Source organism: Micromonospora sp. D93, from assembly GCF_018070365.1.
Classification (GTDB): domain Bacteria; phylum Actinomycetota; class Actinomycetes; order Mycobacteriales; family Micromonosporaceae; genus Micromonospora; species Micromonospora ureilytica.
Map to the genome: position 1 here is coordinate 156882 of NZ_JAGPXW010000003.1, position 20465 is coordinate 177346.

At 70.6% G+C, this 20465-nt stretch carries 16 protein-coding genes; 9 read left to right on the forward strand and 7 right to left on the reverse strand.

All coding sequences use genetic code 11. The annotated features are described in order from the left end of the window. The first annotated feature begins 4 nt into the window (after nt 1-4). Nucleotides 5-1336, forward strand: a complete 1332-nt coding sequence (locus tag KBX71_RS05145; protein ID WP_247682951.1) for a glycosyltransferase — start codon at nt 5-7, stop codon at nt 1334-1336. Nucleotides 1337-1357: 21 nt separating this feature from the next. Further along, complete coding sequence (locus KBX71_RS05150; RefSeq protein ID WP_210816785.1) at nt 1358-2551, forward strand: glycosyltransferase; 1194 nt, start codon at nt 1358-1360, stop codon at nt 2549-2551. Here KBX71_RS05150 and KBX71_RS05155 read toward each other — a convergent pair. After that, nucleotides 2509-3846, reverse strand: coding sequence for a hypothetical protein (locus tag KBX71_RS05155; protein WP_307846961.1), 1338 nt, complete (start codon nt 3844-3846; stop codon nt 2509-2511). The genes KBX71_RS05150 and KBX71_RS05155 overlap by 43 nt on opposite strands. 484 nt (nt 3847-4330) lie before the next feature. Between KBX71_RS05155 and KBX71_RS05160 the strand changes: the two genes are divergently transcribed. Next, nucleotides 4331-6331: a heparinase II/III family protein gene (locus tag KBX71_RS05160; protein WP_210816786.1), complete on the forward strand. Its 2001-nt coding sequence runs from the start codon at nt 4331-4333 to the stop codon at nt 6329-6331. Then, nucleotides 6328-7515: a glycosyltransferase family 4 protein gene (locus KBX71_RS05165; RefSeq protein WP_210816787.1), complete on the forward strand. Its 1188-nt coding sequence runs from the start codon at nt 6328-6330 to the stop codon at nt 7513-7515. Before KBX71_RS05160 ends, KBX71_RS05165 begins: the two co-directional genes overlap by 4 nt. 24 nt (nt 7516-7539) lie before the next feature. Here KBX71_RS05165 and KBX71_RS05170 read toward each other — a convergent pair whose 3' ends face one another. Beyond that, entirely contained in the window at nt 7540-9708 is a 2169-nt protein-coding gene (locus tag KBX71_RS05170) for a Gfo/Idh/MocA family oxidoreductase (protein WP_210816788.1), read from the reverse strand. Nucleotides 9709-9886: 178 nt separating this feature from the next. On the opposite strand from KBX71_RS05170, the gene wecB reads away from it, so the two are divergent. After that, nucleotides 9887-10969, forward strand: a complete 1083-nt coding sequence (gene wecB, locus KBX71_RS05175; RefSeq protein WP_210816789.1) for a non-hydrolyzing UDP-N-acetylglucosamine 2-epimerase — start codon at nt 9887-9889, stop codon at nt 10967-10969. Nucleotides 10970-11027: 58 nt separating this feature from the next. Beyond that, nucleotides 11028-11939, forward strand: coding sequence for an NAD(+)/NADH kinase (locus KBX71_RS05180; protein ID WP_231397250.1), 912 nt, complete (start codon nt 11028-11030; stop codon nt 11937-11939). 36 nt (nt 11940-11975) lie between these two features. On the opposite strand, the gene pgm is transcribed toward KBX71_RS05180, so the two are convergent. Together pgm and glgC are read right to left on the reverse strand one after the other, a co-directional pair. After that, nucleotides 11976-13619 carry a phosphoglucomutase (alpha-D-glucose-1,6-bisphosphate-dependent) gene (gene pgm, locus KBX71_RS05185; protein ID WP_210816790.1) on the reverse strand — a complete coding sequence of 548 codons (1644 nt, stop codon included), beginning with the start codon at nt 13617-13619 and terminating at the stop codon, nt 11976-11978. Nucleotides 13620-13650: 31 nt separating this feature from the next. Continuing rightward, nucleotides 13651-14883, reverse strand: a complete 1233-nt coding sequence (glgC, locus tag KBX71_RS05190) for a glucose-1-phosphate adenylyltransferase (RefSeq protein ID WP_124823459.1) — start codon at nt 14881-14883, stop codon at nt 13651-13653. 72 nt (nt 14884-14955) lie between these two features. Between glgC and glgA the strand changes: the two genes are divergently transcribed. Continuing rightward, nucleotides 14956-16161, forward strand: a complete 1206-nt coding sequence (gene glgA / locus KBX71_RS05195) for a glycogen synthase (protein ID WP_247682952.1) — start codon at nt 14956-14958, stop codon at nt 16159-16161. A gap of 11 nt (nt 16162-16172) precedes the next feature. On the opposite strand, the gene KBX71_RS05200 is transcribed toward glgA, so the two are convergent. Beyond that, nucleotides 16173-17117, reverse strand: coding sequence for an inositol-3-phosphate synthase (locus KBX71_RS05200; protein ID WP_210816791.1), 945 nt, complete (start codon nt 17115-17117; stop codon nt 16173-16175). A 141-nt stretch (nt 17118-17258) separates the two neighbouring features. Between KBX71_RS05200 and KBX71_RS05205 the strand changes: the two genes are divergently transcribed. After that, complete coding sequence (locus KBX71_RS05205; RefSeq protein WP_210816792.1) at nt 17259-18509, forward strand: HNH endonuclease signature motif containing protein; 1251 nt, start codon at nt 17259-17261, stop codon at nt 18507-18509. A 15-nt stretch (nt 18510-18524) separates the two neighbouring features. Here the strand turns inward: KBX71_RS05205 and KBX71_RS05210 are convergent, their stop codons facing one another. Both KBX71_RS05210 and KBX71_RS05215 read right to left on the reverse strand, forming a co-directional pair. Then, nucleotides 18525-19355: an NAD-dependent epimerase/dehydratase family protein gene (locus KBX71_RS05210; RefSeq protein WP_210816793.1), complete on the reverse strand. Its 831-nt coding sequence runs from the start codon at nt 19353-19355 to the stop codon at nt 18525-18527. Continuing rightward, nucleotides 19352-19768 (reverse strand): nuclear transport factor 2 family protein, encoded by a 417-nt coding sequence (locus tag KBX71_RS05215; RefSeq protein WP_124823469.1) that lies wholly within the window; start codon nt 19766-19768, stop codon nt 19352-19354. Before KBX71_RS05215 ends, KBX71_RS05210 begins: the two co-directional genes overlap by 4 nt. Before the next feature lie 100 nt (nt 19769-19868). Here KBX71_RS05215 and KBX71_RS05220 point away from each other — a divergent pair, with 100 nt between their 5' ends. Continuing rightward, nucleotides 19869-20438 carry a TetR/AcrR family transcriptional regulator gene (locus KBX71_RS05220; protein WP_210816794.1) on the forward strand — a complete coding sequence of 190 codons (570 nt, stop codon included), beginning with the start codon at nt 19869-19871 and terminating at the stop codon, nt 20436-20438. Nucleotides 20439-20465: the final 27 nt, after the last annotated feature.

Below are 20465 nucleotides of genomic sequence, written 5' to 3' on the forward strand. Positions count from 1 at the left end.
ACTGATGTTGTCGCAGGAGGAATTCCCCCGGGTGCTGGTGGTGAGCCACACGCCCTTCAGTCGGATCAGCGGCACCGCCATGACGCTGTCGAACCTCTTCTCCGGCTGGCCGAAAGACCGCCTCGGGCAGGTGCACACCGGCAACATCACACCGTCGACCGAGGTGTGTGAGAACTACTTCCACTTCCCGCCGCGGGACCATTACCTGCCCGTCCAGTACTACGCCATGCGGACGCTGGGTTGGAACGGGCGGACGCCGCTGCAACAGAGCCGGCCGATCGCCGCCGTGCACGCCGCCGCGGAGAGCCGCCCCGCGATGGCCAAGGCGTACGCGCAGCTACGCGCGACCGCCGATCTCAGCCCCATCCGTGTGCCCGCGACGCTCACCAGGTGGATGCGAGACTTCCGTCCCGACGTCGTCTACTCGATGCTCGGCAGTGTGCGGCTGACGAGGATCACCGCTCTCGCGGCGCGCACGTGCGGCGTCCCGGTCGTGCCACACTTCACCGACGACTGGCCAGCGACGTTGTACGGCAACGGCGAACTCCTCGGGCGGGCCAACCGAGCAGTTCAGGAGGCCATCGCCCGGCTCATCCGCCTGGCTCCGCTCGGCATGGTCATCAGTGAGCCGATGGCGCAGGAGTACGCCCGACGGTACGGCATTCCGTTCAGCCCCTTCGTGAACTGCGTCGACGAGACCTACTTCGCCGCCGCTCGGGACGAGACGGATCAGCGACCGACGACGGAACTGGCCTATGTCGGCGCCCTGCACCTGAACCGTTGGAAATCGCTGCGTGACATCGGCGCGAGCCTGGACAGGTTGGCCGAGGACGGCCTGTCGGTCCGGCTGACCATCCACGCCCCCGAGCGGGACCTCGCCCAGTACGGCAAACACTTCGCCCATCTGGAGCGGGTGCGGCTCGGGCCGTCACTCGCCAGCGACGAGGTGTCCGCGGCGCTGCGGGCCGCGGACGTCCTGGTGCACATCGAGTCCTTCGACGAGGAGATCCGGCGCTACACCCGCTACTCGGTGTCGACCAAGATTCCCCAGTACCTCGCCTCGGGCCGTCCCATTCTCGGCTACGGTCCCGCCGAGGTGGCGTCGATGGCGCACATCCGCACGGCGAACGCCGGGGTGATCGTCGGCACGAACGACACGGCGGCGCTGGCCGGCGACCTCACGAGGCTCTGCCGTGACCGGGCGCTTCGCAGCAGGCTCGCCCGCAACGGGACCGACTTCGCGCGGCAGGAGCACGCGAAGGACAGCGTTGCGGCACGGTTCGCCGCCACGCTCCGCTCGGCGGCGGACGGCGAATCCGTCCGGCAACTGACCTAGAGACGAGTCGAGGTGCTGCGAATGAGACGGTCGGGTTGGGTCGCCTGCGTGGGCCCGTTCCTCTTCCCGTGGGGCGAGGCGGGGTCACGACGGGTCTACGGCCTGGTGGCGTCGTTGGCCGCCGCCGGCTACGACGTGGTGGTCGCCGGCGGCGGGGCCGAGCCAGAAACCGTCACCCCGCTGCCGGGTGTCGACGGACCGGGTTCCATCTCGTACGTCGGCCTCGCGGAGAAGCCGCCGCCGGAGGCCGGGCCGCTCGCCAGTTCGATACAGACCCTGGTGCGCTGGGGGCAACGGACGGTCCGGTGGCTCGACGCCCAGCCGACCAGGCCCTCGCACGTCCTGGTGCACGGTGGTCAGGCGCAGTACATGTTCCACCTTCAGCGGTGGTGCCGTCGCCACGGCGTGCCGTTGATCGTCGACGTCGTCGACTGGTTCAACGGGCACCACGTGCGCGGCGGTTACCTCGGCCCGCTGCACGCCAGCATGAAGCTCGCTCTGCGCCACTACTACCCGCGGTGCGACGGCGTCATCGCGATCAGTTCCTACCTGGAAACCCACTACCGTCGAAGCGGCAGGCCACTCCTGCGCGTGCCACCAACCCTCGACGTCAAGAGCCTGACCGTGGACGCCCGGCAGACGGCTGCGGGCTCGTCCGGGCTCACGCTCGCGTACGCCGGCAATCCGCACGGGAACAAGAAGGACCTCCTGGGCACCGTCATCGAGGCGGTGAGTCGCGTCCAGCGCGAAGGCGCGAGTGTCGAGTTGCGCATCTACGGGCCGACGCCGGGCGAGGCACGCCGGCTCTTCGCCGACCGGCCGTTGCCCGACGGTGTGCGGTGCCTGGGTCGCCTACCGCAGGCCGAGGTGGCGAACGCCCTACAGGGGGCGGATTTCACAGTCCTCATCCGGCGCCCGGAGCGGGCGGCCGACGCGGGCTTCTCGACGAAGTTCTGCGAGAGCCTGGCCAGTGGCACACCGGTGATCGCCAACCTCACCAGCGACATGGGGAGGTATCTGCGCCCCAACCTTGAGGGGTTGGTCTGCCGGGACCACACGGTGGCCGAGGTCACCGAGGCGGTACGCGCCGCCGCCCGGCTGAGCGACGCGCAGCGCGCCGTGATGCGCCAGGCCGCGCGCAGCCAGGCGCTCGAGTCGTTCGACTATCGGGCCTACGCGGAGCCGATCGGCAGGTTCTTCCGGAACTGGGGCTGACGGTCCTGGGCCGCCGCGGGCTGCCGGTGCCCGCCGGTGAGTGACCGCATCGCGGACAACGCGAGCAGGGTGGCCATCCCGACGATGGATTCCGGCGCCATGCCGAGCTGGTTGTTCGCCGGCACGTAGACGATGAGGATGCAGAGCTGCGCGAAGATCAACGTCGGGATCACCCGCCGGGAGGACACCGCCGCGCGCCAGGAGCCGGCAAGGAGCCAACCCACCAGCCCCATGAACAACGCCGCACCGGGGAATGTGAGATCGGAGGCGAGCCAGGGATAGATGGTGGCCCAGTACATGCGCGCCGGCCACCCCTTCTCGTGCTCGGTGCGGTCGGGGAAGGCCGGGTGTTCGGTCAGGTCCGCCCCGAACGTGTGCTCGGCGAAGATCGCCGCAGACGGTGCGCTGCCGAGACCACGGGACCATTCGAAGGGCACCTGCAGGTTGTAGGAGAGCCCGAGGTAGCCATGCGTCGGGTAGCCGATCACGTCGGCGATACCCTCGGCCATCGGCTTCCCGACGACACGTTCCACCGAGGGGTTCACCTGCACCAGGGCGCCCGTGGTGCCGAACTCGGTCGCTCGCGCCGCGTGGCTGTACGTCATGTAGATGGCCAGCAGCGCGAACGCCGCGCCGACCAGCACGAGCACCCCGCGACGCCGCGAGCGCGTCCGAGACCGACGCCGGACCGACGCGCGGGCGATCAGCATCCCCGCCGCCAACATGATGACGACGTCGCCGAGCCCTTTCGTGGTGCCGATGAAGAGGTAGAACGCCATGTACAGCGCCGTGCCGACGATGCCGGCGAGCCGCAGCCAGGTGGGCAGACTGCGCCAGTGGACCACCAGCAGCGGCACGAGTGCCACGCTGAGGACGCCGAGCGGGAACAGGACGTTCATCCACGGGCTCGTGGTCCCGACACCCTGCTGGTAGATCTCGAACTTGTTCAGATAGCCGGTGGCCGGCGTCCGAATGCTCGTCCACACGCTCTGCGGACCGGTGGCGCCGAATTCGGCCAGCCGGGTCAGACTCACCACGATGTAGTAGACGGAACTGGCCAGGACCAGTTGGCGCACCTGTCGGATGCGATCGACCGAGTGGGTCGCGACAGCGACGGCGGGTGGGCGGCGTGCCATCTGCGCCACGTATCCAACGGCGAAGAGAGCTGTCGCCGCGAACACGAAGACGCAGAGCTGGAACGGGTTGTCGACCTTTCGGGACAGCCCGGTCAGCCAGAACGCGCCGAACGTGCCGAGCAGCCAGGCCAGGGCCAGCCACAACGGGAGCCAGGTCACCGTCGGAGAGGCCGGCGTTCCGGTGTGGATCGCCACCCGGCCCGCGCGACCGTCACGTGGCTGCGCCGCGGCGAACCTCCCGTCGCCGCCGTCGCCCAGTGCTGACCGGTGCCGAGCACGGCTTGTTCCGTCAACGGCGGTCAGCACTGCCCACTCCCGGCGGCCCGCTCCGGCGATCGGGCAGCACCGAGCCACCGCGAGTCACCCCGAGGAGCACTCTGCGATTCCCCACGCCACACCTTCGAGGACACACCACGCGCAACGACCTCACGACCGACCAGGCAACGCGCGACGCGGCCGGTGTGACCTCGAATCGGGAATTCCTGAACACGTGGTCAGAGTCCGTTCTAATTGCGCTAATCACCCTTAACAAGCTGATATCGTCGGCCGCATTGCTTCGAGCTGCCCTGAGCTCGGCATCCGCGAACAACTCGCATCCACCCAGACCGCGATCGCCTCCGTCGCCGCGCCCAAGGGGAAGCTGATGGTGAAGAACGCTCTTCGTGGGATCGCCGCGGACCTGCGCGCCCTGGGCGGCTCGGCGCCACTGCGCGCGGCGTACGAGGCGTCCAAGCGCACCGGTTTCCACGCCGTCCTGTTCCGCGCCGAGACCCGCCGCCACCACCCGGCCGCACCGGTGACGCTGACGAACCTGCTGCCGCTCGGCGACGAGGCGCGGCAGCGCTGCCTCGACGACGCCGGGCGTGTGCTGCACGACGGGCTACGGGTCTTCGGCGGTCGGGTGACCACGGGCGTGTCGACGCCGTGGTGCACCGACCCGCTGACCGGGCGGCAGTGGCCGGCCGGCGAGCCGTGGTGGCGCATCGACATCCGGTCCGAGGCACGACTGTCGGACGTGAAGCACATCTGGGAGGCGGCACGCCACCGCGACCTGGTCGTCCTGGCCCGCGCCGCGCGACTCGACCCCGACGGGCCCTGGCAGGACGGACTCAACGGCCTGCTGCGGTCCTGGTGCGACGAGTGCCCGCCGGAACAGGGCGTGAACTGGTACTCAAGCCTCGAACTCGCCCTGCGCGCCATCGCCTGGAACCAGATCCTGACGCTTGTCGGCGACCGGCTTCCGCACGACGTGGCGAGCGCCATGGACCGGCTGCTGCTGGCCAGCGCCCGGCACCTGATGGTCGAGCTGCCCTACACGGTGAGCAGCATGCGCAACAACCACATGCTCGGCGACGCGCTGGGCCTGATCCTGCTCTCCCGGATGTACCCGACCGCTCCACGCGCCCGCTGGTGGGCGCGCACCGGCGAGAGGATGTTCGCGACTCAGCAACGCCGGCACTTCGGTCCCGACGGCCGCATGATCGAGGACTCGGTGTCGTACCACCGCTTCGTCCTCGAAATGCTCACCGTGCGGATGCTGCTCGGCGGCGCGCCGTCGAGCGTCCGGCGTGACCTGCGCGCGGCCAGCCTGCACCTGGCCCGGCTCGGCGTGTTCGACGGGGACGTCCCGCAGTACGGCGACTGGGACGAGGGTCGGGTGCTCGCGTCCTCCGGTGACCCGCTCGACGTGTCCGGCTCGACCGCGCTCGGGCTCGCGCTGTGCGGTGAGCGACTCCCGGCCCGGTGGTACGCCGAATTCGACGAACTGGCATGGTACGCGCCAGCACCGGACACCACAGCGGACGAGGTCACCTGGAGCCCGCCGGCTCGGTCCTCGGCGACGACCTCCGGAGGCATCGCTGTGGTCGACCGGGGGCCGTGGCGGGTGTGGTTCAAGGTGGACGGCGGCGCCTCGCACGGCCACGCCGACCTGACCTCGGTCTGGGTCACGCACAACGGCCGATGGCTGATCGCCGACCCGGGCACCGGCACCTACAACGGGCCACTGGAGGTCCGCAACGGGCTGCGCACCTCCGCCGCGCATCCGGTGCGCCGGCCGGACGGGCAGGACCAGCTCGTCCCCCATCGCGCGTTCCGCTGGCTGCACGCCGGACGTGGGCACCTCGGACCGCCGCTCGACCTGCCGGATCGGACAATCCTCTTCGGTTGGCACGACGCGTACGAGCGCGGCGAGCGCCCGGTCCGGGTCGGCCGCGCCGTCCTGGTCGCCGACGAGTACGTGGCGATCGTCGAGTTCGCCGACCCGCAGGCCGCAGTCGGGTCCTGGTCGCTCACCGTTCCGTTGCACCCCGACGTGGCGGTGCGCAACGACACGCTCGTGGCGGGTGAGAGCAAACTCCACCTCTTCGGGCTGGACGGTCACGAGGCGGTGCGGGGGCGGTCGGCGCCGTTCGCGGGCTGGCACAGCCGCACGTACGGTCGGTGGGAGCCGGCGACGTGGATCACGGCCGAGAGCCGGGACGACACGGTCGTGTGGGGGCTCGGCACGGTAGCCGGACCGCGGCCCGAACCGGACGCCCTCGACGGCCTGGGATTCGAGGTGACCTGGAGCGACAGCGGGGCGTCCCTCGCCGTCACGCATCTCGCATCCGGGACGGTCCACCACGTCCGAGCGCCGCGATGACACACCGCAGGGTCCTGGTGCTCAACCACTTCGCCGTCCCCCCGGGCTATCCGGGCGGCACCCGGCACGTCGAGCTGTTCAGCCGGCTGCCCGGCTGGACGTACGTGATCCTCGCCGGTCGCCGCAACATGATCACCGGGGCGCCGCAACGTCCGGAGCCGGGGTTTCATCTGGTCGCCGTGACGCCGTACCGGGGCAACGGCCTGGGTCGGGTGCTGAACTGGGTGAGCTACGCGGTGACGGCCACGGTGGCCGGTCTACGCCAGCCCCGCCCCGACGTGGTCTACGCGTCCTCGCCGCATCTGCTGGCCGGCCTTTCCGGCTGCGTCGTGGCGGCACTGCGGCGCACGCCGTTCGTCCTGGAGGTTCGGGACCTGTGGCCACGCGTGCTCGTCGAGATGGGCACGTTGTCGGAGACGTCGGTGGCGAACCGTGCGCTGGAGCGCCTGGAACGGTTCCTGTACCGGCGCGCCGACCGGATCGTGATCATGGCGCCGGGCGTACGGGCGGCCATCGAGGCCACGGGCGTGGCACCGGACCGGATCGCCTTCATTCCCAACGCGGCCGACCCCGACGACTTCACACCCAGCGTGGGGCGCGACGAGCTGCGCCGCCGGTACGGCTTCACCCGCCGCACCGCCGTCTACGCGGGGGCGCACGGCCCGGCCAACGGGCTCGACCTGCTTCTGGCCGCCGCCGAAGCGGTGCCCGAGATCGACGTCGTGTTGGTGGGCTCGGGTGTCGAGAAGTCGCGCCTGCGGGCTAAGGCGCTCGGCATCGACAACGTGCGATTCCTCGACCCGGTTCCCAAGACCGAGATCCCCGACCTGCTGCACGCCGCGGACGTCGGCCTGCACGTGCTCGCCGACGTCGAACTGTTCCGGGCCGGCGTCAGCCCCAACAAGGTGTTCGACTACATGGCGGCCGGATTGCCAATCCTGACCAACAGCCCGGGGATCGTCGGTGACCTCGTCATGGGCGCGGCCGCCGGGTACGTGACCCCGCCGGGCAACCTCGCCCACGGTCTCACCCAGATGGTGCAGGCGAGCCCGGACGGGTTGACGAAGATGGGTGCGGCCGGCCGGTGTTGGATCCGTGAGCACCAGTCCCGCACCGCGATGGCCCACGCGCTCACACGCCTTCTCGCCCCGCTGGTCGACGGCGCGGGTGACGCACCGCGCTGATCCGGCACCGCCGGTTCCACCCGGTCAGAGGGTGAAGCCGGCGCGCACACCGCTGTCCGCGTCGAGTTGCGTGGGCAGGCGCGACGAGTGTTCCTCGATACCCGTCAGGGCAGCGACAGCGGACAGCGCCGCCCTCGTCGTACCGAACGAGGCTTCCAGATGGCCCTCGTCGGACGCCTCGCCGACGACGACCCGGCGCGTGTGGGCGAGCAGGTCCCGGTGTCCCTTGCCGCCGGGGACCCGCTTCACCTCGCGGCCGTCGATCTCCAGGCGCTGGAAGTCGTCGATCAGTATCGTCCGCCCTCGACCGAGGACCTCCAGGCGTTCCTTGGGTGTGCGCCGGTGCCCACGCGTGGAGTAGGTGATCGTCGCGGTGGACCCGTTCGGGTATCCGAACAGGACGCTCACGTCCTCCTCCAGGCCCGGTTCGCCACGGCCGCTGCCGTGCGCGGACACGACCCGGGGCTGCTCGCCCACCAGCCACGACGCGAGGTCCAGGAAGTGGCACACCTCGCCGCGGACGCGCCCGCCCTGGCGCCGGTCGTGGTACCAGTGCGAGTCGGGCAACTGCCCGGCGTTGACCCGGTAGGCGACGGTTATCGGCCCGGACCCGGCCGCCAGGGCCTCGCTGGCCTGGACCACCATGGGCGCATACCGGCGGTTGAAACCGACGAACAGGTGACCGGCGTTGCGCTCGTACGCGGCCGTGACCTGGTCGAGCTCGTCCTGCGTCAGCGCGAGGGGCTTCTCCACGAAGACGTGCTTGCCTGCGTCGAGCGCCTGCACCACCAGGCGGGCGTGCGAGTCGTGACGGCTCAGGACGAACACCACGTCGACGTCGTCGCGGACCAGCAGATCCTCGACCGTCGGCGCCACCACGGCGATGCCGTTGCGCTCCGCGGCGTGGCGCGCCGACAACCCTCTGGCGGACGTGATGGCGGCGAGGTCGTCCGCCCAGCCCGCCGCCTTCAGGGCGGGCAGGAACGTGGCCTTGGCGTAGTTACCCGCCCCGATCAGACCGGCCCGTGGCGACGCCGAGGTGCGGCGCGGCCGAACCGTGATCGTCTGCCGGGACACCTGCGCGGGAGCCGAGTAGCTCAGCTGCACGGCGAGCGAGCGTGGATCGGACGCCAGCACCTCGTACGCCGAGGTCGCCTGCTGCACGTCGAAGACGTGCGTGACCAGGTCGTCGACCGCGACCCGCCCGCTGGCCACCAGGTCGAGGTACGCCTCGATGTTGCGTCGCGCCGTCCAGCGCACATGGCCGATCGGATAGTCGACGCCCCACTCCTCGTAGGCACGGTCGTAGCGGCCTGGGCCGTAGCTGCGAGCGAACCGTAGGTCCAGCTCACGTTCGTAGAACCGCCTCCGGTCGAGGTCCAGGCCGACGTCGCCGACCACGACCAGCCGGCCACGGTCGCGGGCGATCTCGGCGCTTCGCGCGACCGGCTCGGACGAGGACGTCGCCGCCGTGATCAGGACCGCGTCGACACCTCGACCACGGGTCAGTTCCCTGATCTGCTCCGTGGTCGCCGCACCCGCCTCGACGAGACCGACCGCACCGCCACCCCCGGCCAGCTCGGCGGTCCACTGGCGCAGGTCGATGCCGATCACGTTGAGCCCCGAGGCGAGCGCCAGGCGCACCGTCAGTTGCCCGACCAGGCCGAGGCCGACGACGGCCACCGAGCCGCCCAGGCCCACCTCGGCTTGGCGCAGGCCCTGCAGTGCGATGGCCGCCACCGCGCCGAAGGCGGCCTCCTGGTCCGACACCGACTCCGGAACGGGTACCGCGAGCAGGCCCGGCACCGTCTGGTACTCGGCGTGCCCGGCGGACGCGGTGGCCACGCGCATCCCGGGTCGGATCCCGTCCGCAGCGGCGCCGGCGGTGACGACGACACCGGCAGCGCTGTACCCGAGCGGCATGTCCTCGTCGAGCCGGCTGCGCACAGCGGCGAGTGTGGAGCGCACCCCGCCGGTGCGGGCCCGGTTGACGACCTGGCGGACCAGGTCCGGGCGGGCCCGGGCCTTGCGCAGCAGGCTCGCGGACGCCAACTCGCGTACGGCGCGCTCGGTACCCGCCGACAGCAGGGACCGGCGTGTGGCGACGAGCACCTCGGTGGCGCCGGGCTCCGGCTGCGGAACCTCGACGACCTTCAACTCGCCGGCGGACACGGATTGGACGATCTGCTTCATGCAGGCCCGCCTGCCTTCAGGGAGTAGGAACATCGCTCGCGGCAGGGCGCCCCTCGGGCAGCGCAAACCGCGACGCATCCGTCATTCGACATTGTATAGAGAGCACAGGCATCAAACTGGATAACTTGTACTATTGCCGCGTCGCCCCTGATTTGCGTCGGCTTCCACGAGGAGACACATGCCAGCCGGGATCGTTCTGCACGTCACGGGCGCACGCCCCAACTTCCCCAAGGCCGCGCCCGTGATCCGCGCGCTCGACCGGCACGGCGTCCGGCAACGCCTGGTCCACACCGGACAGCACTACGACGAGCGGATGTCCGAGGTCTTCTTCCGCCAACTGCGTCTGCCCGAGCCGGACATCAACCTCGGCGTGGGGTCGGGCAGCCACGCCAGCCAGACCGCTCGCGTGATGACCGGCCTGGAAGAGTTGATGGTCGCCGAACGCCCCGCGCTCACAGTCGTGTACGGCGACGTCAACTCCGCGCTCGCCGCCGCCCTCGCCGCGTCCAAGCTGGACATTCCGGTCGCCCACGTGGAGGCGGGCCTGCGCAGCTTCGACAGGTCCATGCCCGAGGAGATCAACCGGGTAGTCGTCGACCACGTGTCCGACCTGTTGTTCGCCACCAGCCCCGACGCCGTGTCGCACCTGCACCACGAGGGCATCGCGGCCGAGAGGATCCACCTGGTCGGCAATCCGATGATCGACACGCTGCTGGCCAACCTCGACCGCTTCGACGTCGCCGGCGTCCGCACCGCCCTGTCGCTCCCCGAACGCTACGTGGTGGCGACGCTGCACCGGCCCGGCAACGTCGACGACGCGGCAGACGTCGTCGATCTGGTGAAGGCCATGCACGCCGTGGCCGACCAACTGCCGGTCATCCTGCCGTTGCACCCACGCGGCCGGCAGCAGCTCGAGGACGCGGGCCTGCTCTCGCACCGCGCGCTCCGGGTCGTCGAGCCGCTGGGCTACCTCGAGTTCGTCAGCCTGGTCCGCGGCGCGGTGGTCGTCGTCACCGACTCCGGCGGCGTGCAGGAGGAGACGACGATGCTCGGCGTGCCCTGCCTGACCCTGCGGCCCAACACCGAGCGCCCGATCACCATCACGCACGGCACCAACCGCCTCGTCACCCGGTCGACGCTCGCCGACGCCGTGGCGAGCATCGTGGCCGAGGGAAGACCCGCCAGGCGTCAGACACCGCCGTTGTGGGACGGCGCGGCCGGCGAACGGATCGCGGAGATCATCGCGAAGCTGCTCGGCTAGCCGCCCCGAACGCCGGGTGCGGTCGCCCCCGATGTGATGAGCTGTACGGGTGTCGGGGCTGGGACTTGTGCTGCACCCCACCCGGGATGTCACCGAGGTGGTCAGCATCATCGAACGGTGGGCGAAGCGTCACCACAAGACGCTGTTCGTGCGCGAGGAGGACCAGCACCGCGTCTCGTCCTGCATCGAACCGATCCCGGCGGACGAGGTGGCGGCCCGCGCCGACGCCCTGATCAGCGTCGGCGGCGACGGCACCATGTTGGGTGCGCTGCGCTCCGCCGTCCTCGACCCGAAGCCGGTGCTCGGCGTACACCTGGGTCATCTGGGGTTTCTCGTCGAGATCGAGCCGCCGGAGCTGCCCGACGCGCTGAGCCGGTTGCTGTCGAAGGAGTTCACCATCGAGTCGCACGCCTGCCTCGCCTGCGACGTGTGTGGCGACGACGTGGTGGCGTTCAACGACATCGCGCTGCTGCGCCAGCCCGGCTCCGGCTTCGTCAGCGTCACCCTCGCCATCGACGGCCAGCAGTACGGCTACTACCGCAGTGACGCCGTGGTGGTCAGCACCCCGATCGGCTCGACGGCCTACAGCTACGCCGCCGGTGGTCCACTGATCTCCCCCGCCGCCGACTCGGTGGTGATCACGCCGTCGGCGCCGATGGCCGGCATCTCCCGGTCCGTGGTGCTCTCACCGGACGAGAAGATCCGGTTGGAGCTCCGACCCGACTCGTCGCCGGTCGTGGTGGAGATGGACGGGCTGGTGTTCCGCGACGCGGCGACGGAGGGGGCGGTGGACATCACGTACCGCCGCAACGCCGGCCTGGTGGTCCGTTTCGACCCGCTGCGCTACCAGGAGCGCAACCAGTTGAAGATGACCCTGCTCGACCTGCCGTTCCTCCCCGAACAGCTCCGGGAGCTGCTCCCCGAGGAACTACGCCGACGGACCCAACAAGAAATCCCCCCGCCCTGCTGACCCATCCCCACCCCTCACCCGGTTGATCAAGAGGGCTCAGGACTGGGCCAGGGCCTGGTCCACCAGGGCTTTGGCCTCCTCCTGGATCTTCTCGAGGTGGTCGGGGCCCTGGAACGACTCGGCGTAGATCTTGTAGACGTCCTCGGTGCCGGACGGGCGGGCGGCGAACCAACCGGACTCGGTGCTGACCTTGAGGCCACCGATCGGTGCGCCGTTGCCGGGGGCTGTGGTCAGCGTCGCGGTGATCGGCTCACCGGCCAGCTCGGTGGCGGTGACCTGCTCCGGGGAGAGCTTGCCGAGCACGGCCTTCTGCTCCCGGGTGGCCGGGGCGTCGATCCGGGCGTACGCGGGCGCGCCGAAGCGCTCGGCCAACTCCGCCCAGTGCTCGCTCGGGCTGCGCCCGGTGGTGGCCTGGATCTCGGCGGCGAGCAGACAGAGCAGCAGGCCGTCCTTGTCGGTGGTCCAGGTCGAGCCGTCGCGGCGCAGGAACGACGCCCCGGCGCTCTCCTCACCACCGAAGCCGACGGCGCCGTCCAGCAGGCCGGGCACGAACCACTTGAAGCCGACCGGCACCTCCAACAACGGCCGGCCCAGGTCGGCCGCGACCCGGTCGATCATCGACGAGGAGACCAGGGTCTTGCCCACCGCGGCGGCCGGACCCCACTCGGTGCGGGTGCGGAACAGGTGACGGATCGCCACCGCCAGGTAGTGGTTGGGGTTCATCAGCCCGGCGTCCGGAGTGACGATGCCGTGCCGGTCGGCGTCGGCGTCGTTGCCCGTGGAGATCTGGTAGTCGGCACGCGCGGCGATCAGCGACGCCATCGCGTTCGGCGAGGAACAGTCCATCCGGATCTTGCCGTCACCGTCCAGGGTCATGAACCGCCAGGTCGGATCGACAGTCGGGTTGACCACTGTCAGGTCCAGACGGTGTCGCTCGGCGATCTCACCCCAGTACGCCACGCTCGCCCCGCCCAGCGGGTCGGCGCCGATCCGGATCCCGGCGTCGCGGATGGCGTCGATGTCGATCGCCGCCGGCAGGTCGTCGACGTAGTTGGCGAGGAAGTCGTACTCCCCGGTGGTGTCGGCGGCCCGCGCCCGCGCGTAGGTGATCCGGCGGACCTCCTTGAGCCCGGCGGCGAGGATGGTGTTGGCCCGGTCCTGGATCCACCGGGTCACGTCGGTGTCGGCCGGCCCGCCGTTTGTGGGGTTGTACTTGAAACCGCCGTCGTCGGGCGGGTTGTGCGACGGGGTGATGACGATGCCGTCGGCGAGCCCGCTGGTGCGACCCCGGTTGTGCGTGAGGATCGCGTGCGACAGCGCCGGGGTCGGGGTGTAGCCGTCCCGGCTGTCCACCAGCACGGTGACCCCGTTGGCGGCGAGCACCTCCAGGGCGTCCACCGCGGCCGGCGCGGAGAGCGCGTGCGTGTCCCGGGCGAGGAACAGCGGCCCGTCCAGCCCCTGCTCGCGTCGGTAGTCGCAGAGCGCCTGGGTGACCGCCAGGATGTGGTCGGAGTTGAACGCGTTGCGCAGGCTGGAGCCGCGGTGGCCGGAGGTGCCGAACGAGACCTGCTGCGCCGGGTCCGCGGGATCCGGATGTTCGGCGTAGTAGGCGGTCACCAGGCGCGGCACGTCGACCAGGTCGGCGGGCTCGGCGGGCTGGCCGGCACGGGGGTGGGTCACTGCGGGAACCTCCTCGGGGAGTACGTGTCGGTCACGGCTCGACCTTCTGGCCCTTGCCGATCACCACGATGCCGTTGTCGGAGACGGTGTAGCGCTGCCGGTCCTTCTCCAGGTCGACGCCGATCTCGGCGCCCTCCGGGACGAAGACGTTCTTGTCCAGGATGGCCCGCCGGACCACCGCGTGTCGGCCGATCTCCACACCCTCCATCAGCACCGAGCCCTCGACGTGCGCCCAGGAGTGCACCCGCACCTTCGGCGAGACGATCGAGTTCTCCACCAGCGAGCCGGAGATCACCACACCCGGGGAGACCATCGAGCCGACCGCCCGGCCGACCCGCTCACCCCACTGGTGGACGAACTTCGCCGGCGGCCACGGTGGCTGCTCCGTGTAGATCGGCCAGTCGAAGTTGTACATGTTGAAGACGGGGTGCACGTTGATCAGATCCATGTGCGCGTCGTAGAACGAGTCGAGCGTTCCCACGTCCCGCCAGTAGCCGCGATCGCGGTCGGTGCTGCCGGGCACCTCGTTGTCGCGGAAGTCGTAGACGTTGGCCTCGCCGCGCTCGACGAGCATCGGGATGATGCTGCCGCCCATGTCGTGCTTGCTGGTCTTGTCTTCGGCGTCGCGCTCGACCGCCTCACAGAGCGCCCGGGTGGTGAAGACGTAGTTGCCCATCGAGGCGTAGATCTCGTCCGGTGCGTCGGGCAGGCCGACCGCGTCGGTGGGCTTCTCCCGGAACGCCCGGATCCGCTTGCCGTCCTCGCCGACCTCGATGACGCCGAACTGGTCGGCCATCGACAGCGGCTGGCGGATGCCGGCGACGGTCACCGCCGCGCCGGAGGCGATGTGGTCCTCCACCATCTGCCGCGGGTCCATCCGGTAGATGTGGTCGGCGCCGAAGACGATCACGTAGTCGGGCTGCTCGTCGTTGATGAGGTTGAAGCTCTGGTAGATGGCGTCGGCCGAGCCGGCGAACCACCACGGGCCACGACGCTGCTGCGCGGGCACCGGGGTGACGTAGTTGCCGAGCAGCGTGGACATCCGCCAGGTCTTGGTGATGTGCCGGTCGAGGGAGTGGGACTTGTACTGGGTCAGCACGACGATCTTGAGATAGCCGGCGTTGGCCAGGTTGGAGAGGACGAAGTCGACCATGCGGTACATCCCGCCGAACGGGACGGCCGGCTTGGCCCGATCCGTGGTGAGTGGCATCAGGCGCTTGCCCTCCCCACCCGCCAGGACGATCGCGAGCACCTTGGCAGCCATGCCCCGACGCTATCCATCCGCGTCGCACTTCACCACTCGTACGGGGAGTCTTCTGCACTAGGGTGCGAGGTCATGACGGAACGCACCCCTCTGCGCGTTGACCTTCTCACCCGCGAGTACCCACCGGAGGTCTACGGCGGCGCGGGCGTGCACGTCGAGTACCTGGCTCGGGAGTTGCGCCACCTCACCGACGTACGCGTGCACTGCTTCGGTCTGCCGCGCACCGAGCCGGGCGTCACCGCGTACGCCGAACCGCCCGGCCTGACCGGCGCGAACGCCGCGCTGCGCACGATGGGCGTGGACCTGGAGATGGCCGCCGGCGCGGCCGGCACCGACGTGGTGCACAGCCACACCTGGTACGCGAACCTTGCCGGCCACACCGCGAAGCTGCTGCACGGGGTGCCGCACGTGGTGACCGCGCACAGCCTGGAGCCGTTGCGGCCGTGGAAGGCCGAGCAGCTCGGCGGCGGTTACGCGCTCTCCTCCTGGATCGAGCGCACCGCGATGGAGGCCGCCGACGCGGTGATCGCGGTCAGTGGCGGGATGCGCAATGACGTGCTCACCGCGTACCCGCAGATCGACCCCGCCCGGGTCCGGGTGGTCTACAACGGCATCGACACCATCCAGTACGCCCCGGATCAGGGCACCGACGTGCTCGACCGGCTCGGTGTCGACCCGTCCCGCCCCAGCGTGGTCTACGTGGGCAGGATCACCCGGCAGAAGGGGCTGCCGTACCTGTTGCGGGCCGCCCGGGAGTTGCCGGCGGACACCCAGCTCGTCCTGCTCGCCGGCGCGCCGGACACCGCCGAGATCGCCGCCGAGGTGGAGGGGCTGGTCGCCGAGCTGCGGGCCAGCCGTTCCGGCGTGGTCTGGGTGGCCGAGATGCTGCCCAAGCCCGAGGTGATCCAGGTGCTCACGCACGCCACCGTCTTCGCCTGCCCGTCGATCTACGAGCCGATGGGCATCGTCAACCTGGAGGCGATGGCCTGCGAGACGGCAGTCGTGGCGACCGCGACCGGCGGCATTCCCGAGGTCGTGGCCGACGACGAGACGGGCCTGCTGGTGCCGATCGAGCAGGTCACCGACGGGTCGGGGACCCCGCTGGAGCCGGAGAAGTTCGTCGCCGACCTGGCGGCGGCGATCAACACGCTGCTCGCCGACCCGGCGCGTACCGCCCGGTTCGGCCTGGCCGGCCGTCGGCGTGCTGTCGAGCACTTCTCCTGGGACGCCATCGCCTGGCAGACCCTGGAGGTCTACCGCTCCGTCGGAGCGGCCTGAGAGCGCCGGGCTCAGATCGCCGTTCCCGGCGGCGACTTGAGCAACGGCGTCGCCTCGGCGGCATGGCCACCACGCCCGTTCCGTAGCGCGCTGGCCGCGATGCGGATCAGGTCGATGTTGACCCCGGCGGCACCACTGGGATCGTGCACCTTCAGCTTCACGTCGAGGCTCACCGCCGTCTCGCCCCAACCCTGTGCCTCCAGGTTGAGGTGAGCCACCTTCTGCGACGCGAGATGCGGCAGGTAGCCGAGCGGAGCCACCTCGACCGTGTCGGCCGCCGAGAGGGCGTTGAGCTTCGACTGCTTCTTGGTGTTGGGGTTCTCGACCAGGTTGCGGAAGTCCTCGGTGCCGCCCAGATTGACCTGGTAGGAGCTGACCAGTGTGAGACCCCGCTCCTTCAGCAGCCGCAGCAACGCGTTGTGCAGCACCGAGGTGCCGAACTGGCTGGCCAGGTCGTCGCCGAGCAGCGGCAGACCGGCCGCCTCGAAGCTGGCCAGCAGCTGCGGATCGCGGGCGACCGGGTCGGAGGTCGTGTTGATGAAGGCGACACCCGCCGCGTGCGCTGCCGCGGCGTACGCCCGGGCGGTCTCCGGCCGGCCACTCGGCGCGGAGTAGAGCAGCACCTCCGCGCCGACCAGCGCCGCTGCCACCCGCTGCACCTCCCTCGCGTCGACGAGACCCTTGGTGACCGGCACACCCGCTCTGGGCAGGTCGCAGTCCAGCCGAGGGAAGTTGTTGGGCGCCAGGAAGATCGCCTCGGTCAGGTCCCGACCGATCTTCTCCGCGGAGGTGGCGAAGGCCGCCACTACGTCGATGTCCCCCACCCCGAGACCGTCGATCATCGGCCGGCGGATTCCGACCAGGCTGCCGCTCTGGCGGTGGAGAGCGAGCCCCTGCACCAGTGCCGACGTGTTGTTACCAACGCCGACAACCGCGACTTTCACCCGTTCGATCATGGCCGGAGGCTACGGCACCTCTGGGTCGGTGAGCTGCCCCAGCGGGACCATCCGGACCGTTGCCGGCCGCGCGACGGTCGCTGTCTGACACCGCCGTCAACGGCGAGCCAAGTTGTCGTACAGCTGTTCTAGTGTCGCACTGTGATCGATGCGTTGGAGCAGGCGGAGGCCGCGGTGGCGGCCTGCTTCGACACGGCCGCCTGGGCCGCAGGCGAGCGCGACCTCGTCGCGGCGTTGGACGCCGCACACCGCATCGAGCAACGGCTGGCCGCGGTCAAGCTGACCCTCGTGCGCGAGCTTGATGGTCGAGGCACCGCGACCGCGCAGGGCGCGACCTCGACGGCCGTGTGGCTGCGCGACCGGTTACGCCTCGGCGTCGGTGTCGCCCGTCGTCTGGTCGAGTTGGCAGCGACGCTCGACAACGCCCCGCCCGGGGTGCGGGCCGCGCTGACCAGCGGAGCGGTCGACGTGGACCAGGTCCGGGTCATCGCCACCACGGTCGAGACCGTCCGCACCACCGCCGGCACGGAAGCCGCCGACAAGGCCGTCGGCGTCCTCGTCGACTGGGCGGCGCAGTTCGACGCCACTCTGCTTCGCAGACTCGGCACCCGCATCCTCGACCACGTCGCCCCGGACATCGCCGACGCCGCCGCCGAGGCAGCGCTTCGGGCGCAGGAGTCGCGGGCTGCCCGCGACCGGCACATCACCATCAGCGAACAGACCGACGGTCGGCTACGCCTCGCCGGCATCCTCGACACCGAAACCGCCGCCGCGTTACGCGCCGCCATCGACCCCCTCACCACACCCACCGGCCCCGACGACACCCGCACGCCAGGCCAACGCCGCCATGACGCCCTCGCCGACGTGTGCCGACTGGCCCTGCGCACCGGTGAGCTACCCGAGAACGGCGGCGACCTCGCCCAGGTCGTCGTCACCACCGGCTACGACGGGCTGACGCGGCAGTTGGGCACCGGCGCGCTCGACAGCGGCCTGCACCTCAGCTCCGACGCGGTACGTCGCCTGGCCTGCGACGCGAGCATCCTGCCGGCCGTGCTCGGCGGCGCCGGTCAACCACTCGACGTCGGCCGGCAACGACGCCTCATCAGCGGCCCCCTGCGACGTGCCCTGGTGCTGCGCGACCGAGGCTGCGCGTTCCCCGGCTGCGACCGCCCCCCGCGCTGGTGCGACGGCCACCACATCCGGCACTGGGCCGACGGTGGCGACACCAGCCTGGCCAACGCCGTCCTGCTCTGCGGCCACCACCACCGCCACGTGCACCACGGCGACTGGGTCGTCCAGCTCGGCGGCGACAGGCATCCCGAGTTCGTGCCACCCGCCTGGCTCGACCCCGACCAACTGCCCCGCCGCAACCACTACCACCGGCGCAACTAGGCAGCCGACAGAGCGTCAGCCAGGACTGTCGGCGCGCAGGCGGTCCCGGCAGAAGTCCCGGAAGGATCGTGGCGTACGACCGGTCACATCTGCGACGGTCGACGTCGTCCGGTCCTCAGCGCCGGCCGCGATCGCCGTGTCCAGGCTCGCGAGGAAGCGGGCGAAGTCCGGCGGTATACCGTTCGCGCTGTGGCGTTCGGCCAGTTCCGCCGCGTCGATCGCACGGTGCCGGACCGGCCGGCCGCCAACCTCGGTGAGGACGGCGGCGACAGCGTCGTAGGTCAGCGCCTCTGGTCCGGTGATGATGTGGTCGGTGTTGTGCGGCGTCGGGTCGGTGAGCGCCCGCACCGCCACCTCGGCGATGTCGGCAGGATCGACGAAGCCGACCCGGGCGGTGCCGGTGGCGCTGACGATCTCACCATGATCGCGGGCGCTCGCCGCATGCGGCTGCTCACCCACGAAGTTCTCCATGAACCAGGACGGCCGCAGCACCGCCCATTCCGTGAACAGCTCACCCAGCCGTGCGTGCACCAGGCCCAGCCCGTGCTCGGCGGGCGGGACGGCCGAGGAGCTGAGCAGAACCACCCGGCGGGCACCGGCGCTGCGCGCCAGCTCAAGGAAGGGCAGCATGACCGGTGCCGGGTCGACCTCGCCGACCGGGGGGATGGCGTAGATCGCGTGCACGCCACCGAGGGCGTCCGGGTGGGTGGTCGGGTCGCGCCAGTCGAAGCGGACCCCTCCGGCGGAGGGGCGTCGGCTGGCGATCCGGGTGGGGTGACCGCGCTCGGCTAGCTTGGCGGCAACGAGACGGCCGGTGGTCCCGGTGCCACCGATGACCAGGATCATGAGCGCACCAGGCCGCCACCGAGCAGTTCCTGTGCGGCGATCGGATCCCAGAAGTCGCGATAGTGCACGAGCTTCCCGTCACGGACGGTCAGGACGGCGATGTAACGCAGCTCGTACGGCCGACCCGTGGCGACGACGACACCGGAGGCGACGAACTCGACGACGACGACCTCTGGATCCCTGGTCTCGTGCACGGTTCGATCGCGGATCTCGCGGACGTCGAGCAGGGCCGGATAGTTGATCAGGTACTCGTGCAGCTCGGCGCGTCCGGCTACCCGACGCGGCTGGCCGGAAGGTGCGAACGGGAGCTCCAGCACCGCATCCTCGGCGAACAGCGCGATGAATCCGGCCATGTCCTTGGCGAGCAGCAGCTCCATGCCGCGATGGAACACCGTGGTGGGGTCGTCCGACATGATCGTCCTTTCGTCGTCCGGGACGGTCACGATAAGATTCGGACCGCCGGTCCGCTTAAACTATACGGACCGATAGTCCGTTTGGCGAGAGGGGGCCTCGGTGCGGGCCGATGCACTACGCAACAGGGAGTCGGTGCTGGCCGCCGCCGGGCGTCTCTTCGACGCCGCAGCCGACCCCGACCAGGTGTCGATGGACGACGTCGCCGCCGCCGCCGGCGTCGGCAAGGGCACCCTGTTCCGGCGCTTCGGCGACCGCATCGGGCTCATCCGCGCCCTCTACGAGGAGCGGGGACTGCGGATGCGGGATGCGCTCACGGTGTCGCCCACCCTGCCGGCGGCGGAGCAGGCCGCCGAACTGCTGCGGGCCATGCTGCGCTTCAAGCTCGACAACCGGGTGCTCACGCTGGCGCTCGAGAGCGCCGGGGGCGGCAGTCCGTACCGCAATGAGGCGTACGACCACTGGCACGCCCTGCTGGCCGGCCTCGTCGCGGAGGCACGCGGTCCGCAGGCGGCAGACTATCTGGCTCATGCCCTGCTCGCTGCCGTCCGCAGCGACCTGGTCGAGCACCTGCGCGACTGGCCCGAAGCACGGTGGCACGCGGGACTGAACGCACTTGTCGGCTCCGTGCTCGGGGACGACGGTCAATCCCCCGCAGGTCCAGCGCGCTGACTGACTCCCGGGGAACCAGGCGACGGC